This is a genomic window from Marinobacter lipolyticus SM19 (assembly GCF_000397065.2).
GTDB classification, from domain to species: Bacteria; Pseudomonadota; Gammaproteobacteria; order Pseudomonadales; family Oleiphilaceae; genus Marinobacter; species Marinobacter lipolyticus.
This window is the reverse complement of sequence record NZ_KE007317.1, coordinates 279,959-297,350: the sequence shown is the minus strand read 5'-3', so window position 1 is coordinate 297,350 and position 17,392 is coordinate 279,959. Positions and strand designations below refer to the sequence as shown.

At 55.2% G+C, this 17,392-nt stretch carries 13 protein-coding genes; 4 read left to right on the top strand and 9 right to left on the bottom strand.

All coding sequences use genetic code 11. From position 1 onward, the window contains the following. Positions 1 to 2: 2 nt before the first annotated feature. Positions 3 to 653 carry an ATP-binding cassette domain-containing protein gene (locus tag MARLIPOL_RS07725; protein ID WP_012137493.1) on the bottom strand — a complete coding sequence of 217 codons (651 nt, stop codon included), beginning with the start codon at positions 651 to 653 and terminating at the stop codon, positions 3 to 5. After that, positions 653 to 1,519 carry a putative selenate ABC transporter substrate-binding protein gene (locus MARLIPOL_RS07720; RefSeq protein WP_012137492.1) on the bottom strand — a complete coding sequence of 289 codons (867 nt, stop codon included), beginning with the start codon at positions 1,517 to 1,519 and terminating at the stop codon, positions 653 to 655. Before MARLIPOL_RS07720 ends, MARLIPOL_RS07725 begins: the two co-directional genes overlap by 1 nt. A 169-nt stretch (positions 1,520 to 1,688) precedes the next feature. On the opposite strand from MARLIPOL_RS07720, the gene senB reads away from it, so the two are divergent. Beyond that, the gene (senB, locus tag MARLIPOL_RS07715) at positions 1,689 to 2,672 is read left to right on the top strand and encodes a selenoneine biosynthesis selenosugar synthase SenB (RefSeq protein WP_012137491.1); all 984 of its coding nucleotides are present in this window, start codon (positions 1,689 to 1,691) and stop codon (positions 2,670 to 2,672) included. Here senB and selD read toward each other — a convergent pair. From selD to MARLIPOL_RS07695, 4 genes are all read right to left on the bottom strand, one after another. Then, complete coding sequence (selD, locus tag MARLIPOL_RS07710; RefSeq protein WP_012137490.1) at positions 2,656 to 4,932, bottom strand: selenide, water dikinase SelD; 2,277 nt, start codon at positions 4,930 to 4,932, stop codon at positions 2,656 to 2,658. The genes senB and selD overlap by 17 nt on opposite strands. Further along, positions 4,932 to 5,606, bottom strand: a complete 675-nt coding sequence (locus MARLIPOL_RS07705; RefSeq protein ID WP_012137489.1) for a helix-hairpin-helix domain-containing protein — start codon at positions 5,604 to 5,606, stop codon at positions 4,932 to 4,934. The genes selD and MARLIPOL_RS07705 overlap by 1 nt, the downstream gene beginning before the upstream one ends. A 46-nt stretch (positions 5,607 to 5,652) precedes the next feature. Beyond that, a complete protein-coding gene (locus MARLIPOL_RS07700; protein ID WP_012137488.1) occupies positions 5,653 to 6,051 on the bottom strand; it encodes a hypothetical protein in 399 nt (132 codons plus the stop codon). 169 nt (positions 6,052 to 6,220) lie between these two features. Next, positions 6,221 to 7,741, bottom strand: coding sequence for a bifunctional GNAT family N-acetyltransferase/carbon-nitrogen hydrolase family protein (locus tag MARLIPOL_RS07695; protein ID WP_012137487.1), 1,521 nt, complete (start codon positions 7,739 to 7,741; stop codon positions 6,221 to 6,223). A 150-nt stretch (positions 7,742 to 7,891) separates the two neighbouring features. On the opposite strand from MARLIPOL_RS07695, the gene MARLIPOL_RS07690 reads away from it, so the two are divergent. Continuing rightward, positions 7,892 to 9,778 (top strand): methyl-accepting chemotaxis protein, encoded by a 1,887-nt coding sequence (locus MARLIPOL_RS07690; protein ID WP_012137486.1) that lies wholly within the window; start codon positions 7,892 to 7,894, stop codon positions 9,776 to 9,778. Between the two features lie 16 nt (positions 9,779 to 9,794). On the opposite strand, the gene MARLIPOL_RS07685 is transcribed toward MARLIPOL_RS07690, so the two are convergent. Beyond that, positions 9,795 to 10,748: a hypothetical protein gene (locus tag MARLIPOL_RS07685; RefSeq protein WP_145768759.1), complete on the bottom strand. Its 954-nt coding sequence runs from the start codon at positions 10,746 to 10,748 to the stop codon at positions 9,795 to 9,797. A 130-nt stretch (positions 10,749 to 10,878) separates the two neighbouring features. Further along, positions 10,879 to 12,735, bottom strand: coding sequence for a DNA helicase RecQ (recQ, locus tag MARLIPOL_RS07680; RefSeq protein ID WP_012137484.1), 1,857 nt, complete (start codon positions 12,733 to 12,735; stop codon positions 10,879 to 10,881). A 177-nt stretch (positions 12,736 to 12,912) separates the two neighbouring features. Here recQ and MARLIPOL_RS07675 point away from each other — a divergent pair, with 177 nt between their 5' ends. Further along, positions 12,913 to 14,118 (top strand): 1-acyl-sn-glycerol-3-phosphate acyltransferase, encoded by a 1,206-nt coding sequence (locus MARLIPOL_RS07675; protein ID WP_012137483.1) that lies wholly within the window; start codon positions 12,913 to 12,915, stop codon positions 14,116 to 14,118. 8 nt (positions 14,119 to 14,126) lie between these two features. Next, on the top strand, positions 14,127 to 14,786 hold the full coding sequence (locus MARLIPOL_RS07670) for an alpha/beta hydrolase (RefSeq protein ID WP_012137482.1): 660 nt from the start codon (positions 14,127 to 14,129) through the stop codon (positions 14,784 to 14,786). Positions 14,787 to 14,802: 16 nt separating this feature from the next. Here MARLIPOL_RS07670 and glgP read toward each other — a convergent pair whose 3' ends face one another. Beyond that, positions 14,803 to 17,367, bottom strand: a complete 2,565-nt coding sequence (glgP, locus tag MARLIPOL_RS07665) for an alpha-glucan family phosphorylase (protein WP_012137481.1) — start codon at positions 17,365 to 17,367, stop codon at positions 14,803 to 14,805. Between the last annotated feature and the right edge of the window lie 25 nt (positions 17,368 to 17,392).

The window sequence follows — 17,392 nt, the reverse complement described above, 5'->3', positions numbered from 1 at the left end:
CTTTAGTAAAGCGGCATGATATCAGCCGCGGAAAGCCGGTCGCTGGATTCATCCAGGGCAATCTGGCCGTCCTGAATACCGACAATTCGCGTGGCGTAAGCCAACGCTATCTCCACATCATGAAGGGCGATGACGCTGGTCGCAAATCGTTGGCTCAGGGCCTTCATCACAAGATGGGCCAGCGGACCATCCAGCGCTGAAATCGGTTCGTCTGCCAATAACAGGTTTGCATTACGGTAGATCGCGCGGGCGACGGCAACGCGCTGCCGTTGGCCGCCAGACAGGGAGGCGGCCGGAGTCCAGAACTTATCGACCATGCCCAGTTCCCGCAACAGGCTTTTTACAGCTTCCTTATCCTTACGGAAGGGGCGAACAAGAGTGACGGTGTTGTACCACGCCGGATGCGCATCAAGCTGCCCCATAAACACGTTATGGAACACCGGTAACCCATTCACCAAACCAAGATCCTGTGGTACCAGAGAGGCATGACCGTCAACGCGATCATGAATAAGCTTGATCAGCGTTGATTTGCCGGCACCGCTCTTTCCGACCAGTGCCACACGTTCGCCTTCCCTGACATCCAGGCTGAGCGGGCCAAGGACCCGCTCACCATCAAAGGATGCGGTCAGTCCGGATAGTTCAAATCCTGACATTAATCCAGAATTCCAATCTGCTCGGCGACTGAACGAATAGGCTCGTAGTTTTCGTTAGCTGTCGGGATGAAGCCTGAACGGGGGAAGCTTTCCAGCAATTCCGGGTCATCCATGTTCAAAAGAGCCTGGCGGACTTTATCAGTGAAGCCTTCGCCATAACGGGCATCCACGTCTCCACGGATGGTCCACTGGTAGTCCGGGTACGCCGGGGTCTTCCAGATGACGCTCACTTCGTCGGTATTCACATTACCGTTTTCGAGTTCTTTTTCCCAGACCGCATAATTGAGGGCGCCAACTTCGTAGGTGCCAGCTTCCACCAGGCGCAGGGTCCGCGTGTGGTTGCCACTGAAACCTACCCTGGAGAATACGTCTTCCGGAGCCTCAGAAAATGTCTGGCGGATATAGTGTTCCGGCATTACACGGCCGGAAGTAGAACCTTTCGAGCCGAAGGTAAAGGTCTTGCCCCGTATCCCTTCCGGCAGCGTATCGGACGCTTCCAGGCCAGTGCTCTTGTGTGCGATAAAATAGGTGTAGAAGTCTACATCCTCAACTCCCTGGGCCAGGGCCTGTGAACCCGGAACGAGGGAGCGGGCCTGAACGCCGGACAATCCGCCAAACCAGGCCAGTTGTACCTGATTGTTGCGGAAGGCGGAAACGGCCGCTGCGTAGGATTTCACCGGAATGTATCGTACCTCGACACCCAGCTCTTCCTGCAGGTAATCGGCGATGCCCTGAAAGCGCTCCATCAGCTTGGTTTCATCTTCATCGGGTATGGCTGTGAAGACAAAGGTCTGGGCGGAAACGGCAAAAGAAGTGAGGGCTAGCAGGCTGGAAAGCAATATTTCCCGTATATAGCTCATGGCCATTGTGATTCCTTGTTTAACAGTGGGTATTTCAGTGCGTTAGGGCACGGACGTTCAGGATACCCTGATTTACCTCCGGCATGAACATCTATACGATTGACCTGCACAAACAGGTCATCACCTGGCTTCTCGGGTACATCAATAAGAATCAGTAAATGCGGAACGCCGAAAAATGCACATCCAGATTCTGACACCTGCACCACCGGGTTCCCGGGCAGGCAATAGGGCCACAGCGGAACGTTGGGCAACGTTGCTGGAAAATGCAGGGCACCGGGTGTCAGTGATCACCGGATTATCTTCAGAAGACTGCGATCTTTTCATTGCCCTTCATGCCTGGCGCAGCCATGAGGCCATCCGGGATTTTCGCCGGACAAATCCGGCGGTTCCGGTGATTGCCGTGCTGACCGGAACGGATATATACCATCATCAGTTTGAATATCCTGACGACACCCATAAATCCATGGCATTGGCGGACTCCCTGATCGGTCTGCACCATGGGGTTGCCGATGATATTCCGGAAGCTTACCGGTCAAAACTGATGACGGTGGTGCAGTCTGCCGGATTGATCACACCATCCCGAACTGACGATCATTATTTCGATGTTTGTGTGATTGGCCATCTACGGGACGAAAAAGACTCGCTGCGGGCGGCGCTTGCCTGCCACTACCTGCCGGAGATTTCCCGGGTACGGGTCTTCAACGCCGGTAATCCCCATTCTGAAAGTTGGCAGCGTCAGGCCGAAGCCGAACAGGCCAGAAATCCCCGTTTTCAATGGCTCGGCGAACTGGACAAACAGGCCACCGATGCGCTCATGGCCCGCTCAAGGGTGATGGTCATCAGTTCTGTGATGGAAGGTGGCGCCAACGTGGTGTCGGAGGCCTGTCGCGCTGGTCTTCCCATTATAGCGTCGGATATTCCCGGAAACCGGGGACTGCTGGGCACCAACTATCCCGGCTATTTTCGGGTGAAGGATGAGCAACACCTTGCCGAATTGCTATACCGTGCGGAAAGCTCTCCGGATTACTTGTCGCAACTCCAGCAGTGGGTAGCAAAACTGGCTGGGGAGTTTGTTCCAGAGGCAGAACAGGCGGCCTTGCTGAGGGCAATAGAAGTGGCCATCGCCAACAGCAAGAAGAGACTCAGTCCCGAAGACTGATCGGTTCGATGGGCCCGCGTTCGTCCTGCGGTTTGACCATGCCGATAATCGTTGTGTGGGGATAACCCAGGGCCTTCAGTTCCCGTACGCAATCATCCGCAACGTCCGCAGGCACACTTGCCAACAGTCCACCAGCCGTCTGTGGATCAAAAATCAGAGGATAGCGGGGATGATTGATCCATTTCTCCTGATCCTGAATACCCCGGCGAAGCCGGATATTGGCGGGCTGAAGCGAGCTCAAAATGCCGGCCGCAGCCGTTTCCTCAGCACCTGGCAGAATCGGGATGGCAGACAGATCCAGCTCGGCATCCACACCGGAGGGCCTGGTCATCTCCACCAGGTGCCCCAGCAGGCCAAACCCGGTCACATCTGTACACGCTTTGGAGCCGTATTTCCGCAGGCACTGGGCCGCACTCTTGTTGGACTGGATCATTGATGCGAGAGCCGAATCAATCCAGCGGCCTTTTGCCGCCAGTCTTGCATGGGCAGCAAACAGGGTGCCTGTGCCAATGGGCTTGGTGAGGATCAGTGCATCGCCGGCCTTGAGACCGCCCTTGCTCATGACTTCGTCGGGATTGATCAGTCCGTTGACGGCAAACCCCAGGGCCAGCTCCCGGCCCTCGCCGGTATGACCACCCACCAGGGCGCAGCCGGCAGCGTTCAATACCTCTACGGCACCGGACATCATCTGGTACACCACATCTTCCACCTTGGACTCGATGCCATAGGGCACGGTCGCAACGGCGGTGGCGCTCTGGGCTTCGGCGCCCATGGCGAACACATCGCCGAGGCTGTGGTTCGCCGCCACCTGACCAAAGATGTAGGGATCATCAATAAACGCACGGAAGAAGTCGACGGTATGAACCACCGCTTTTCCGGGAGGCACTCTCAGCACGGCCGCATCGTCAGGGGCGTGAAGACCGATAATAATGTCATCCCGTTCAATCGGCTTCAGTTCACCGAGCGCACGTGACAGGACCGTGCTGCCAACCTTGGCGCCACAGCCACCACATCGCATGGCGACTGCGGAAATGGCCTGAGACGCTTCCTCGGCACTCTGTGCGGCAGCGGTATCCGGTAATTTTCCGGTATCTTCCATGGCTGGAAGATCGCTGAACTTGTCCATGAAGCGGCGATCAATCCAGTCTTTCCAGCGCCACACCCACGAGCCAGAGAACGAAACATCACCGCGGGAGGCGACAGCGTATTGATCGCCAGTACTGATCAGCGCCAGCCATTTCTTCTGGGGATGAAAGTCCTTCGCAGACTTACCCGTCGCCAGACGTTTTAGATTATCCGCCAGGGGCGGACCCTGTCGGACTGCAAACACGCCGGCTTTCTCTCGGGGATGATTGACCACGTTGGCGATATCACCGGCAGCTAAAATGGCTTCATCCGTTTCGGTTTGCAGTGTGTCCCGAACACGAATAAATCCACCGTCGTCGAGTGCCAGTCCGGTTTCCCTCAGCCAGGCAGGTCCCCCGGCGCGAGTGACCCAGAGTACTTCGTCAACGTCGAATTTCTCACCGTTCTCGGTATGAAGTCTTCCTGCTTCTACTTGCGAGACAGGGGAGGCCAGATGCACCTTCACACCACGGCTGCTGAGTTTCTCGGAAAATACTGCGCGCACCTTGGCATTGTGTGTAGGCAGGATTTCCGTGGCGGCATCAAACAGATGGAAGTGCAACTGGTCCGGATCAAGGCCCCGCTGTTTCAACTCATTCCGCAAACGGAACTGCATGGCGAGGGTCAGTTCCACGCCACCGGCGCCGGCACCCACCACAGCCACAGTCATGGGACCCCGGTGGTTCTCAAGCCGAGACAGCAACGCCAGCCATCGACTGTTGAAACCGTTAATCGGTTTAACAGGCACGGCATGATCCGCCGCACCAGAGACTTCTTCGACACGCGGGGAAGAGCCGATGTTGATGGACAGAAGGTCGTAAGGCACATTCGGACGACTTTTACAGATAACCCGTTTCCGGTCGCGGTCGAGCCCCACGGCTTCATCACGATAGAAGCGTGCGCCGGCGTACTCTGCCAGCCGGCTCAGGTCTATGTGTACATCGTCGTAGGAATAATGCCCGGCCACGTACCCCGGAAGCATGCCGGAGTAGGGGGTATGGGTGTCGCGGCAGATCAGTGTTAACCGGACACCCGGTACGGGGTTCATGGCGAACCGCTTCAGAACCCCTACGTGGCTGTGCCCGCCGCCAATCAGGACAATATCCCGTAATACAGGCTGATCAGGCGTTCGCATCAAAGAACTTTTTTGGCTTCGTCAGACAGCGTCGCGAACCCCTTTATTTTTGAGAACGCTTGCAGCTTTTCCTTATCAGCATCAGAGGGTGTGGCGATCTGCTCAATGGAATTAATACCGGCTTCCTGCATCTTCTTTGCGGTCGCCGGGCCGATGCCCTTAACGCGGGTCAGGTCGTTCTTGTTCACAGGCTTTGCGGCCTTCTTGGCGGGTGCCTTTTTGGCCGTGGTTTGGGGTTTGGGCTTGGCAACTGTCTTGGCCGGCACCTTTTTAGCGGCAGGCTTTTTAGCAGCAGGTTTTGCCGCCGTTTTTGGTTTGGTGGCCTTTGATTTGGCTGCACTGACTTTGGCAGAAGCCGAGTCTGCAGTTTTCTCTATTTCCTTTTTGGCTTCTTTGCTGGCAATGCCCAGACGATCCAGGATGCTGTTCTGCAACTCATGAAATTCATTCAGGCGGCGCTCAAATTCCTCATTAAAACGTTTCATTTCCCGATCGCGCAGCTCATCTACCTCTTTCAGCAGCTTACGAACCGGTTCCTGAATCTGATTCTGGAGACTGTCGAATTGTTTGAGTGCGTCGTTAATCAGTTTTTCGATCTGGGAAGACGTTTTGTCGAATTCCTTGTTCACTTTTTTGACGATTTTATCCACGCTTGGCTTGGCTTTCTTGGCCATGAAGGCAATCTCCTTGCGGTTTGAACGAAGTGAGGGTGGTGCTTAATCAGGCCGTTTGCTGTAAAGCAGAACCTGGCCCGGAGGAACGTCGTGATTTCAGTGACTGTTTTTTTATGACCACATCCCGGATACGCCGGAGTTTGTCGGTCACCGGAGAAGCATCTGAATCTCCGACTTCAATAAAATCAATCGAATAAAAGAAATTGCTACAGTGTTTTCGGCGCTCTGTGACCAGGCCGGATATACCCTTGGCCTGAATATTCTCAAACGGCATATCCATGATCAGGTCCAGAGTGACCGTATCGCCCGGTTTAAAGACTTTGTCCGTTTTCATTACACAGCCAAAGTTGTCCAGCTCAAACAGTGCCGCTTCAACCGTTTCCTTACGAAAAAGGCCATGCTTGATGCGAAAGCGTGCGATGAGATCCGGTAGTGCTTCGTTCATGAAAGATTGTCTCGGGTTCTCCGGGGCCGGAATGCTGTCCGGTCCAACTATACCGTTGGTGGTTGATTAAACAATAGTCACACATAAAAGATTTGGCAACGGTGTCAGCGCCATACGATAGCCCTCTCAGACTGTTCATCAACTCTATGAACAGTCTATCCGGGCTAAATCAGCGTGTTTTGACATCATACATGTCCGTTCTACGGTCCTTGAGGTTTGTCACCGAACCCTCATTGCGCACCAGTTTGAGTTTTTCCAGATCCATGTCGGAAAACATGATCATCTCGGTGTTGGGCGTGGTTTCGGCCATGACAGCATCATGGGGAAACGCAAAGTCAGAGGGTGAGAATACGGATGACTGAGCGTACTGGACGTCCAGGTTCTCTACTTTCGGCAGGTTGCCGACGCTACCGGTGATCACCACGTAACATTCGTTTTCGATGGCGCGCGCCTGGGCACAGTGCCGGACCCTCAGATAGCCATTTTTGGTATCAGTCCAGAAGGGCACGCAAATGATATCGACGTCCTGGTCGGCAGCGATACGCCCCAGTTCCGGAAACTCTATGTCGTAGCAGATCATGATGGCGACACGGCCCGCATCGGTATCGAATACCTGAAACTGGTCACCCCCTTCAATCACCCAGTCCCGGCGTTCGTGCGGGGTGATGTGAATCTTCCTCTGTTCGTCGACCCGACCGTCACGATGGCACAGGTACGACACGTTATAAACCCGGTCGTTCTCCAGTAAAGGCATTGAGCCGGTGACGATGTTGATGTTGTAGCTCACCGCCATTTCGGACATCTCATTACGGAATTGTTCTGTGAAACCCGCCAGGAAACGAATGGCTCGGGTCTGGTCCATCTGGTCGGTCAGGCCCATCAAGGGTGCGTTAAAAAACTCGGGAAACAGGGCAATGTCACTCTTGTAATCGGACAGCGCATCAACGAAGTACTCCACCTGCTTGAGCACTTCTTCCACCGATGTGAACTCCCGCATCTGCCACTGGACGGCACCGAGGCGAACCTGTGTCTTTTTCACGTCGAGTACGGGTGAGGGTGGCGTATAGAGGATATTTCGCCATTCGAGCAAGGTTGCGTACCCGAGGGATTTCTTGTCCTCCGGCAGATATTTGTGCATCAGGCGAGTGACCTGAAAATCGTTTGAAAGCTGGAATGTGAGGATCGGGTCGTAGATTTCCTTCCGGTCCACTCGCTGTATGTATTCCGCTGGGGAGTATTGGTCCGCATACTTGTAGTAACCGGGAACACGACCACCGGCAAGAATGGCGCGCAGATTCATCGAGCGGCACAACTCCTTGCGGGCTTCATACAGCCGGCGTCCCAACCGATAGCCCCGGTACTCAGGATGGATAAACACGTCCAGCCCGTAGAGAGAATCACCCTTGGGGTTATGCCAGATTTTTTCGTTGCGAAGAATCAGGTCGTCATACGTATGGGGGTTACTAAAGCGTTCGTATTTCACGCAAACTGTCAGCGCGACGGCAATCAACTGCCCGGAGTCTTCGATGCATATCTGGCCATCGGGGAACTGCTCAACCAGTGCCTTGATGGTCTCCTTTGGCCATGCGCCACCAATATCATCATAAATCTGATCCATCAGCTGCTGAAGCTGTTCGTAATCGTCCAGGGTAAGGTTGCGGAGATTGAGATGCAGCTCTTCGTGGGCCATACAGAGAGGCTCCCGTAACTAATGATGGAATGGATCGGCTCAGGTTTGGATTACTATACCTTAAGCAATAGCAGGCATTTTATCAGAAGGCATTAAAGACTTCGCATTCGCCGCCGAAAGACTGGGTAACTTATATTGGAGATCCCCCCCGTGCAATTGACGTTTGGTCAAAAACTGCTTACCGCTTTTGGTGTCCTGCTGGTTCTGGTCATGGTGGCGTTCACGTTCTCCAGCGACTTGCGATTGCAGCACACCACGGATACTTATGTTGATGCCCTCATAGACGAGGCCGTCGCGCAGAGTACGTCCGGCATTGCCGATTGGCTCAACACCCGGCTGGCCATGACCGAGGCAACGGCTGAATCCATGGAGCAAATACGCACCGACCGGCAGGCGAGGGTGCTGCTGCGATCCGCTACGGCCGGCGGTAAGTTCAAGGATGTTTACGTGGGGCGAGAAGACGGCTACATGCTGATGAAAACCGAGGAGGATAACGCCAGCCTACCATCGGATTTTGATCCCCGAACCCGTCCCTGGTACCAGATTGCCATGGATCTTGGCCGCGCCTCATTCACCAAGCCGTACAGGGATGTTATTACCGGCAACACGATCATCACCGCTTTGGCTCCGATAAAATCTGGCCCTTACCGAGGGGTAACAGGGGGAGACATCGCTCTGCAAGCCATTGAAGAAAGTCTGTCAGAGGTTACGTTGGCGGGTACAGGATACGCGTCATTGATCAGCGCCGACGGCACGGTGTTGTTCCATCCAGATGAAGAGTTGATTGGCAAGGGAATCAGTGAACTGATTGGTCAATCCCCGAAACTGGATGGCGCAGATCACCGTTACCAGGCCGACGGGGCTAACTGGAATGCCAGTTTTCATGGGATCAGCGATGCACGGGGCGTGGACTGGTATCTCGGTACATTCGTGAATCAGGACATGATCCACGAGCCGGTCGCAGCTGCCCGGGTGACAGGTATCATTATGGCGCTGGCGGGTTTGGTGATCTCAGTGCTTGTCTTGCATTTTGGTATTCGCGTACTGATGGCACCAGTGCACCGTCTGAACCGTGCAATGGCGGATATTGCCACTGGTGATGCGGATCTGTCTCAGAGGCTGGATGATAGCGGGACAGATGAGTTTGCACGCCTGGCCCTCAGCTTTAATAGCTTTGTCAGCAACATTCAGGCAGTAATCCGCGATGTTCAGAAAGGCACCGCGGAACTCAAGGATAATGTTGCATCCCTTCGCCAGACCGCAAGCACCAGCCGCACCAGCGTCGAAAGCCAGCAGGCGGAAGTCGATATGGTCGCCACCGCTATTAATGAGATGTCGGCCGCCGCCGGCGAGATTGCCCAGAATGCCCAGCAAACTGCCGATGCCGCCAATACAGCTGACAGCGACAGTCGCGCGTCACTGGAGACAGTTGAGGCCTCCCGTGATGCGGTTCAGAAGCTGTCCCGGGAGATCACCGCTGCAGCGGAGGTAATCGACACCCTGGGCAAGGATGTGAGCAATATCACTTCCGTGCTGGCTGTCATTCAGGGGATTGCCGAACAAACCAACCTGCTTGCTCTCAACGCCGCCATCGAGGCTGCACGTGCAGGCGAAGCCGGTCGTGGCTTTGCCGTGGTCGCGGACGAAGTGCGTAATCTGGCCAGCCGGACTCAGGACAGCACGGAAGAGATCAACAGCATGATTGAGCGACTGCAGAAGGGCGCCAGCAACGCGGTAGATGTCATGAAGCAGTCAACGGCTGTCTCTAATGTCAGCATGGAGAAAGCCCAGGATGCCATGGAAGCACTGAACCGTATAGCCGAGGCGATCACCTCAATCAGTCAGATGACCACGCAAATCGCCACCGCATCCGAAGAGCAGACATCGGTGACGGAAGAGCTGAATTCCTCCATTACACGAATTTCGGATCAAGGTCAGGAAGCGGCCACGGCTGCCAGTGAGAACGACGTCTACAGCAGCCAGATTGAGTCGATCGGCAACACGCTAAACCAGAACGTATCGCGGTTTCAGGTCTAGCGTTCGGTTTCTGACATTACTGGCTCAGCAGCTGAAGCCTGCGCTGAAGGTTGTCCAGAGTCTGGCGGCCAACCATACGTGATTCTTCGCTCAGGAAAGGATTCTTGAGCACGATAACGGTACGACGATCAAGGGCCAGGGTTTCAATCGCCTTGCCGTAGTAATTGGCAAGAAACTGCGCGAAGCTGCCATCCAGAATGGCGCGTTCCATACCCAGTTGAACACGGTGCGCTGTCAGATAATCGTAGGGAGAGGTGAAAAAATAGGAGGGCATGGGATAAGCCAGCATTATTGACGGCTCAATAACCAGCTCCGGGTCATTTTCAATGGCCAGATCGAACATGACTTCACTTACACCCCGGGCAAAACAATCAAACCGATCGTTGCGCAGCATCCGAAACAGTAGCTCATAGCGGGTGTGGGTGATCACCGGAATATCATTAATCTTCAGGATATCCGTATCGGGCCAGTGCAGGCCCTGTCCGATACGGATGCCCCGATCCCTCAGGTCCTCCACTGTGCGGACGCCCTCAAACAGGGGTAGCGAATGGGGAAGAACCACGCAGACCCGGAACCCAAGCAGGCCGCCGTCAATCGGGATGGGAATAGCCAGCAGTTGTGATTCCCGCTCGGTGCTGCTGGCGACATTGGCAATATCAATCAGCCTGGTGCGGCCATGGGCCAGTTCCCGAAGCACTCGCCCTTGACCCATCTCCTCGCTGCGGATGATCCGGAAATCGCCATACTCAGGCGTTTTTTTCAGGGCGAGCTCGAGCAATGCCCGAATGGCGGGACTGTCGTAGTTTCGGTACCAGAGTATGTATTCCTGTAGCGGAGGGGGCTGATAGGAGGTATTCCTGACCTCTGCCAGACATTGAGCTGTGCCTGCAAGGATGCTTAAAAGTATCCCGAACACCATCCTCAGCGGGTAGGGGCTCCTTGGCGGAGGAGGGTGGGAGCTACATGCCATGCAGTCTTTCTCCGTGCTTCCATGTTGCGGGAAAGTAGGTTCGTATCCAGTTTAGAGCATAATCCTTTTAACTTAAGGTATGTAATTCAAAAAAACTGTAAAAACTGACCCGGGTCCAAAAAGAAAGAGACTAACCCGGAGCAAGATCCCCCAGGGTTTGCAGAAAAATCTCACCGTATTTTTCCAGCTTTGCCGCACCCACACCATTCACTTCCGCCAGCTCGGAAAGGGTGGTGGGGCGCCGCTCCAGCATGTCGAACAGTGTCGTGTCGTGGAAAATCACATAGGGTGGAACGCCTTGCTGTTCCGCCAGCGACTTGCGGCAGGCTCTTAACGCATCCCATCCGGCCTGATCGGTAATCTGATCGCTGATTTTTGTGCGGGCGCTGCCGGAGCTGGCTCGCCCGGACGATTTGACCGGCGCCGGGTCCTTACGTAACTGAATCGGTTCATTACCTTTCAGCAGCGGGCGACACTGTTCCGTGAGCTGAAGCGAGCCGTAGCCTTCAGGATCAGCCCGGAGATACCCGTTGGCGACCAGTTGCCGAAACACCGATTTCCATTCGTTGACCGAGAGTTCCGTGCCGATGCCGTAGGTGGAGACCTTGTCGTGGCCAAATTGACGGATACGCTCGTTCTCAGAGCCTCTGAGCACATCGATCAGGTAGGTAACGCCATAGCGCTGACCGGTCCTGAACACGCAGGACAAGGCTTTCTGTACCGCAACGGTGCCGTCCCAGGTGTCCGGCGGATTCAGGCAGGTGTCGCAGTTTCCACAGGGCCGGTCCAGGACGTCGCCAAAATACCGGAGCAGAACCTGCCGGCGGCAGCTGGTCACTTCACAGAGCCCCAGCATGGCGTCCAGTTTTTGCCGCTCGACCCGCTTGAACTGGTCGTTCCCCATGGACGCTTCGAGCATCTGCCGGAGCTTAATGACGTCCTGCAGGCCGTAGACCATCCAGGCGGTAGAGGGTTTGCCGTCACGTCCGGCGCGGCCGGTTTCCTGATAATAGGCTTCCAGGCTCTTGGGGAGATCCAAGTGAGCAACAAACCGCACGTCGGGCTTGTCGATGCCCATGCCAAACGCGATGGTAGCCACCACAATGACGCCATCTTCCCGCAGAAAACGCTCCTGGTTTCGGGCTCGTTCCATCGCATTCAAACCAGCATGATAGGGCAGAGCGGTATAGCCCTTATCCGCCAACATGCGCGCCGTGGCGTCGACCTTGTTGCGGGACATGCAGTAAACAATGCCACAATCACCATCATGTTCTGCTTTAATAAAATCCAGCAACTGTTTGTTTGCATTTGTTTTTGGCGAGATTCTGTATTGAATGTTCGGACGATCGAAACCGCTGACGAAGTGGCGGGCGCGGGTCAGAGATAACCGCTCGGCGATTTCCTTACGGGTTCGTTCGTCGGCGGTCGCCGTCAACGCGATGCGGGGTACCCCGGGGAATTGCTCTGCCAGCAGACTCAACTCCAGATAATCAGAGCGGAAATCATGCCCCCACTGAGAGACACAGTGGGCTTCGTCGATGGCAAACAGGGATATCGACGCGTTGTGGAGCAGGTCGATTGTCCGCGGCTGTATCAGTCGTTCTGGCGCGCAATACAGCAGGTCCAGCTCGCCAGTCATCAGCGCATTTTCGGTATCTCTGGCCTGGGCATAATCCATCGTGGAATTCAGGAACGACGCCCTGACGCCCAATTCATTCAGTGCGGCTACCTGATCCTGCATCAAGGCAATCAACGGTGAGATAACAACTGCCGTACCTGCCCGCACCAGCGCCGGCACCTGGTAGCACAGGGATTTACCACCACCGGTAGGCATCAATACGAGAGCGTCACCACCATTGACCACCTCGTGGATGATCTCTCCCTGCAGTGGTCGGAAGGTTTCATAACCAAAGACCTCGTGCAGAACCTGTTCAGGTTCTTTCCGGGAAAGAGTTGGGCGTTCTGTGCTCAGTTGATCAAAGTCCATGGATGCCAGTGCCGGGATGCGGGAATGGTCGGTCAGGTTATTCGAGGGTCGAAATCATACCAGATTAGCGCGCTAATTAGAGGCAAAACACCCGGATAAACGCTACAATACCGCGATTTTTAACGTCATCGCCAAGAACTGCAGACTTTGAATGACACTGAAAACAACAGGAACTCCATGCAGGAATTTGATGCCATCCGTCCTTACTCGGACGAAGAAACCGGTTCTGCCATCAAGCGCCTGGTGAATGATCCGGAATTTCTGGACATGATCGCCCGTTTCAAATCCCCCACACTGGCCCGCTGGGCTCCGGGAGTGTTGCGCCTGTGGATCAAGCGCTGGCTCGTCAAAAATTTTGGTCGTTTGACGCGGGTCGATGACCTGCAAGCCAAGGTGTCTGAGTATGTAGGGGAGTTGGTGGAGCACACAACCACCCGTGTAACCCAGAGTGGTCTGGAGAATCTCGATAAACATACGGCGCACCTGTTTATTTCCAACCATCGGGACATCGTGTTTGATCCCATGGTGGTGAACCACTTGCTGTTCGCCAATGGGTTCAACACAACCCGTATTGCAATTGGTGACAACCTGCTTGCCAATCGGGTATTTGCCGAGATGATGCGCCTGAACAAGAGCTTCGTAGTGCGCAGGAACATGACCAGTCCCCGGGAAATGCGGGATGCTTACATCACGTTATCCGGCTTCATCAATCACAGCATTGATACCAACCACAGCATCTGGATTGCCCAACGGGAAGGTCGTGCAAAGGATGGTCTGGATTTTACCGATCCGGCGATCATCAAGATGTTCTACATGAGCAAGAAAAAAAGTGGTCTGGATTTCGCCGAAGCGATGAATCGCCTGCACATTGTGCCGGTGTCCATCGCCTATGAATACGACCCCTGCGACGCGGACAAGGCCCGAGAGCTGGAAACCCGCGCCCGGACCGGAAGCTACACCAAGGCATCGGGCGAAGATACCGAACAGATCATGAAGGGGTTGACGGGATTCAAAGGGCATGTACATGTGCATTTTGGCGCCCCAATTGCGGACTCCCCGGATAACGCCAAGGATCTCGCCGCACGAATCGACCGGGAAATGCACGCCAACTACCACTTGCATGCCTCGAATCTGGTGGCACATCGGCAGAGGGGCATTCATCCGGATGCCCACGCCACGCCTGAGACGGTAAGTGATTCCGTGGTGACTGCGGAAACCTGGTCCCCTGCTGAACTGGAAGCTGCAGAGGCGGAAATGGAGCGAAGGCTCGACAGCTGCGACGAGGCGATTCGACCCTACCTGCTGGACATGTACGCAAACCCCGTAGCGACCGCATTGCAGGCGAACGATCCCGACGCGAACACACCCGGCACCGACGATTGAGGTATTTTGTGCAGGAACTTGAGTATATTGAACTGGAGACCATCCCCAACCCTACGGCTTCCGTGATCTGGCTTCACGGACTGGGTGCCAGCGGTCACGATTTCGAGCCGGTGGTTCCCGAACTGGGACTGCCCGCCGGCGCGGCCGTGCGTTTTCTGTTTCCCCATGCACCTGTGATGCCGGTAACCATCAACGGCGGTATGAGTATGCCTGCCTGGTACGACATAAAAGCCATGGACATCGACAGGGTGGTCGACACAGAACAGCTTAAAGCCTCAGCCGATGCTGTGGCCCGCATGATAGACCGTGAGATTGAAAGAGGCATTTCCGCCGAGAACATTATTATTGCCGGCTTTTCCCAGGGTGGCGCGGTGGCTTATGAACTCGGCCTGAGCTACCCGAAGCGGCTGGCGGGCATTCTCGCTTTGTCTACCTACTTCGCAACATGCGACACAATTGAGCTGTCTGCTGCCAACCGGGCCATTCCCATCAATGTCTATCATGGGTCGTTTGATCCAGTGGTACCCGAGGCCCTGGGCCGCCGGAGTGTGGAACAGCTTGAAAGCATGGGCTATCAGCCCCGTTATGAAACCTACCCGATGGAGCACAGCGTCTGCCTTGAAGAAGTTCAGGATATTGGTCGCTTCATTCGTCAGCACGCGCTGTAGTCCCGGACAAGGTCCCCTACAGCCAGATCATTGCACCCATCTCCAGGGGATGGGTCAGTCCCTCGTGGAAGGGGTACATCCGGATCCTCAGAGACTGTAGTCCCGGATAAGGCGGCAGAATTCGTGCAGAAAAGAGCGTATCGCCGCCTGTCTGTTCGTCGTCCTCGGCTTCACACTGCAGCAGAATACGGTCAGATCCGGTGCATTCGTGGGTGCCGGTGCATTCTGGTGTTACCAGACATTCCACGTGCACATCTTCCGGCTTCAGGCCATTGAGTTGCACGCTCACTGCGAGGTTTATCTCCTGGTCGTGCAAACACTCTGCGGGCATGCGTTGACGGACCGATAAACTCACTCCCTTCCAGTCACGGCGAATTCTTTCTTTCCAGTCCGCCAGTTCCGTTGCCAGTTGGTAGTTGTTGGCGGAGAGTTTTTTACCCTGAGTACAGGCCGGTTGGTAGTAGCGCTCGACATAGTCCATAACCATGCGTTGGCTGTTGAATCGAGGCGTGATGGTTTTCATCGAGGCTTTGGAGCGTTGTACCCAGCCCTTGGAATAGCCCTGGGAAGCCCGGTTGTAGTAAAGGGGTATGACTTCAAACTCGATAAGATCGAGCAGGTCCCGGGCTTCTTCCTGGTTCCGGAACTCCGGATCGAGATCGATGCTGCGCGGATTGATGGTCCAGCCGTTTTTGCCGTTGTAACCCTCACCCCACCAGCCATCCAGCACGCTGAGGTTGAGGGCGCCGTTCAGAGCGGCTTTTTCTCCCGAGGTTCCGCTGGCTTCCTTAGGATATTCCGGTGTGTTCAGCCAGACATCGACGCCACACAGCAGACGGCGTGCCATTGCCTGGTCGTAGTCCTCCAGAAGAATGATGTGGCCCATCAACGCCGGCTGCATAGCCAGATCATGAATGACCCGGATCATTTGCTGACCAGGCTTGTCTTTCGGGTGAGCTTTCCCGGCAAAAACCACAACCACCGGGCGTTCGGGATCCGTCAGCAGGCGTTCGAGACGTTCCAGGTCGGAAAAAATCAGTGTTGCTCGTTTGTAGGTAGCAAACCGACGCGCAAAGCCGATAACCATGGTGTCTTTTTCCGGTGACACCAGGTGTTGTGTCATCCGTTCGGTTGCTGAGTGACCGGTGCCGTTACGACGGTGTTGACGCCTGAGGCAGCGCACGATGTAGTCACCCATCTGCTGTTTCAGGGCTTTGTGTACACTCCAGTAATGATAATCCGGAATTCTGTCAACAAACTCCCAGAAATCCGGATTTCGAAGCTCGCTTTTCCAGGTGGGGGCCTGGATATCGAACAGGCTGGACCACTCCGGTGCGAGGAAGGTGGGTACGTGGACACCGTTCGTGATGTAGCCGATGGGGTTATCTTCGGGCGGTATCTGGGGCCAGATTTCACCTTCCATTCTTGAGGCAACGCCTCCATGGATTCGGCTGACACCATTGTGGAAGCGCGAACCGCGCAATCCGAGGCTGGTCATATTGACCGAGTCGCCAGAGTTTTTCGAGCCAAGCCGGAATACCGTGTCAAAATCCAGGCCGGCTTCTGCAAGGTATTCTCCCAGACTATGCTGGACCAGCCCACGGGAAAAGATGTCATGACCGGCCGGAACCGGGGTGTGGGTGGTGAACAGTGTTGATCCGGCATTCAGCTCCAGGGCAGCGTCAAACGTGAGGCCTTCGGCCATTGCCTTGCGACAGCGTTCCAGGATCAGGAAAGCGGCATGGCCTTCATTTATGTGCCAGACGGTAGGAGAAAGTCCGAGTGCATCCAGCACCCGAACGCCGCCAATGCCCAGCAGCATTTCCTGGCTGATCCGTGTGGTCTCGTCGCCGCCATATAACTGCAGAGTGAGTTCTCTGTCCTCAGGACTGTTTTCTTCAACATGGGTGTCCAGCAGATAAAGACAAATATGACCCACCCGGGCTTTCCAGACTTTGGCGTAAACGACTCGGCCAGGGAAGGGCACAGAAACCAGTAATGGCGCGCCGTCCAGTTCGACCAGTGAAATCGGCAATTCATCGCTGAAATGAGACTGATAGCGGGCAACTTGCTGGCCCTGGGCGTTGATGGTCTGGATAAAATAGCCCTGCTGATAGAGCAGCCCTACCGCGACGAACGGTAAACCAAGATCACTGGCGGCTTTACAGTGATCACCTGCGAGAATCCCCAGACCACCAGAGTAAATCGGAAAACTCTCATGGAAACCAAACTCGGCGCAGAAATAGGCAACCAGTGATGTTTCCGGATCAAGCTGAGTGGTTACCTCCGGTCCCGGCTCCACTTCCAGGTAGGCGTCGTAAGTGCTCAGAATACGCCGGTACTCAGAGAGAAACGCCCGATCTTCAGCTGCCTCGTCCAGGCGATTCTGGGCCACGCGCCGGAGAAACAGTTTTGGATTATGGGCCACCTTCTGCCATAGTCGCGGATCTATACGGGCAAACAGGTTGCGAACGCCGTGATCCCAGCTGTAGAACAGATCGTTGGCCAGTTCGTCCAGCCGGGAAAGGGATTCCGGGATGCTTGGCCGGGCTTCCAGCTTGAACTCAGTCGCTTTGTGCATGTTCGTTGCCTCCCACGAGGGCTTT

Bases quoted from the DNA above. Each gene is read 5' to 3' on its own strand.
- MARLIPOL_RS07685 (WP_145768759.1), bottom strand. From the start codon at position 10,748: ATGGCATGTAGCTCCCACCCTCCTCCGCCAAGGAGCCCCTACCCGCTG.
- glgP (WP_012137481.1), bottom strand. From the start codon at position 17,367: ATGCACAAAGCGACTGAGTTCAAGCTGGAAGCCCGGCCAAGCATCCCG.
- selD (WP_012137490.1), bottom strand. From the start codon at position 4,932: ATGCGAACGCCTGATCAGCCTGTATTACGGGATATTGTCCTGATTGGC.
- senB (WP_012137491.1), top strand. From the start codon at position 1,689: ATGCACATCCAGATTCTGACACCTGCACCACCGGGTTCCCGGGCAGGC.
- MARLIPOL_RS07705 (WP_012137489.1), bottom strand. From the start codon at position 5,606: ATGGCCAAGAAAGCCAAGCCAAGCGTGGATAAAATCGTCAAAAAAGTG.
- MARLIPOL_RS07675 (WP_012137483.1), top strand. From the start codon at position 12,913: ATGCAGGAATTTGATGCCATCCGTCCTTACTCGGACGAAGAAACCGGT.
- MARLIPOL_RS07725 (WP_012137493.1), bottom strand. From the start codon at position 653: ATGTCAGGATTTGAACTATCCGGACTGACCGCATCCTTTGATGGTGAG.
- recQ (WP_012137484.1), bottom strand. From the start codon at position 12,735: ATGGACTTTGATCAACTGAGCACAGAACGCCCAACTCTTTCCCGGAAA.
- MARLIPOL_RS07720 (WP_012137492.1), bottom strand. From the start codon at position 1,519: ATGGCCATGAGCTATATACGGGAAATATTGCTTTCCAGCCTGCTAGCC.
- MARLIPOL_RS07695 (WP_012137487.1), bottom strand. From the start codon at position 7,741: ATGGCCCACGAAGAGCTGCATCTCAATCTCCGCAACCTTACCCTGGAC.
- MARLIPOL_RS07700 (WP_012137488.1), bottom strand. From the start codon at position 6,051: ATGAACGAAGCACTACCGGATCTCATCGCACGCTTTCGCATCAAGCAT.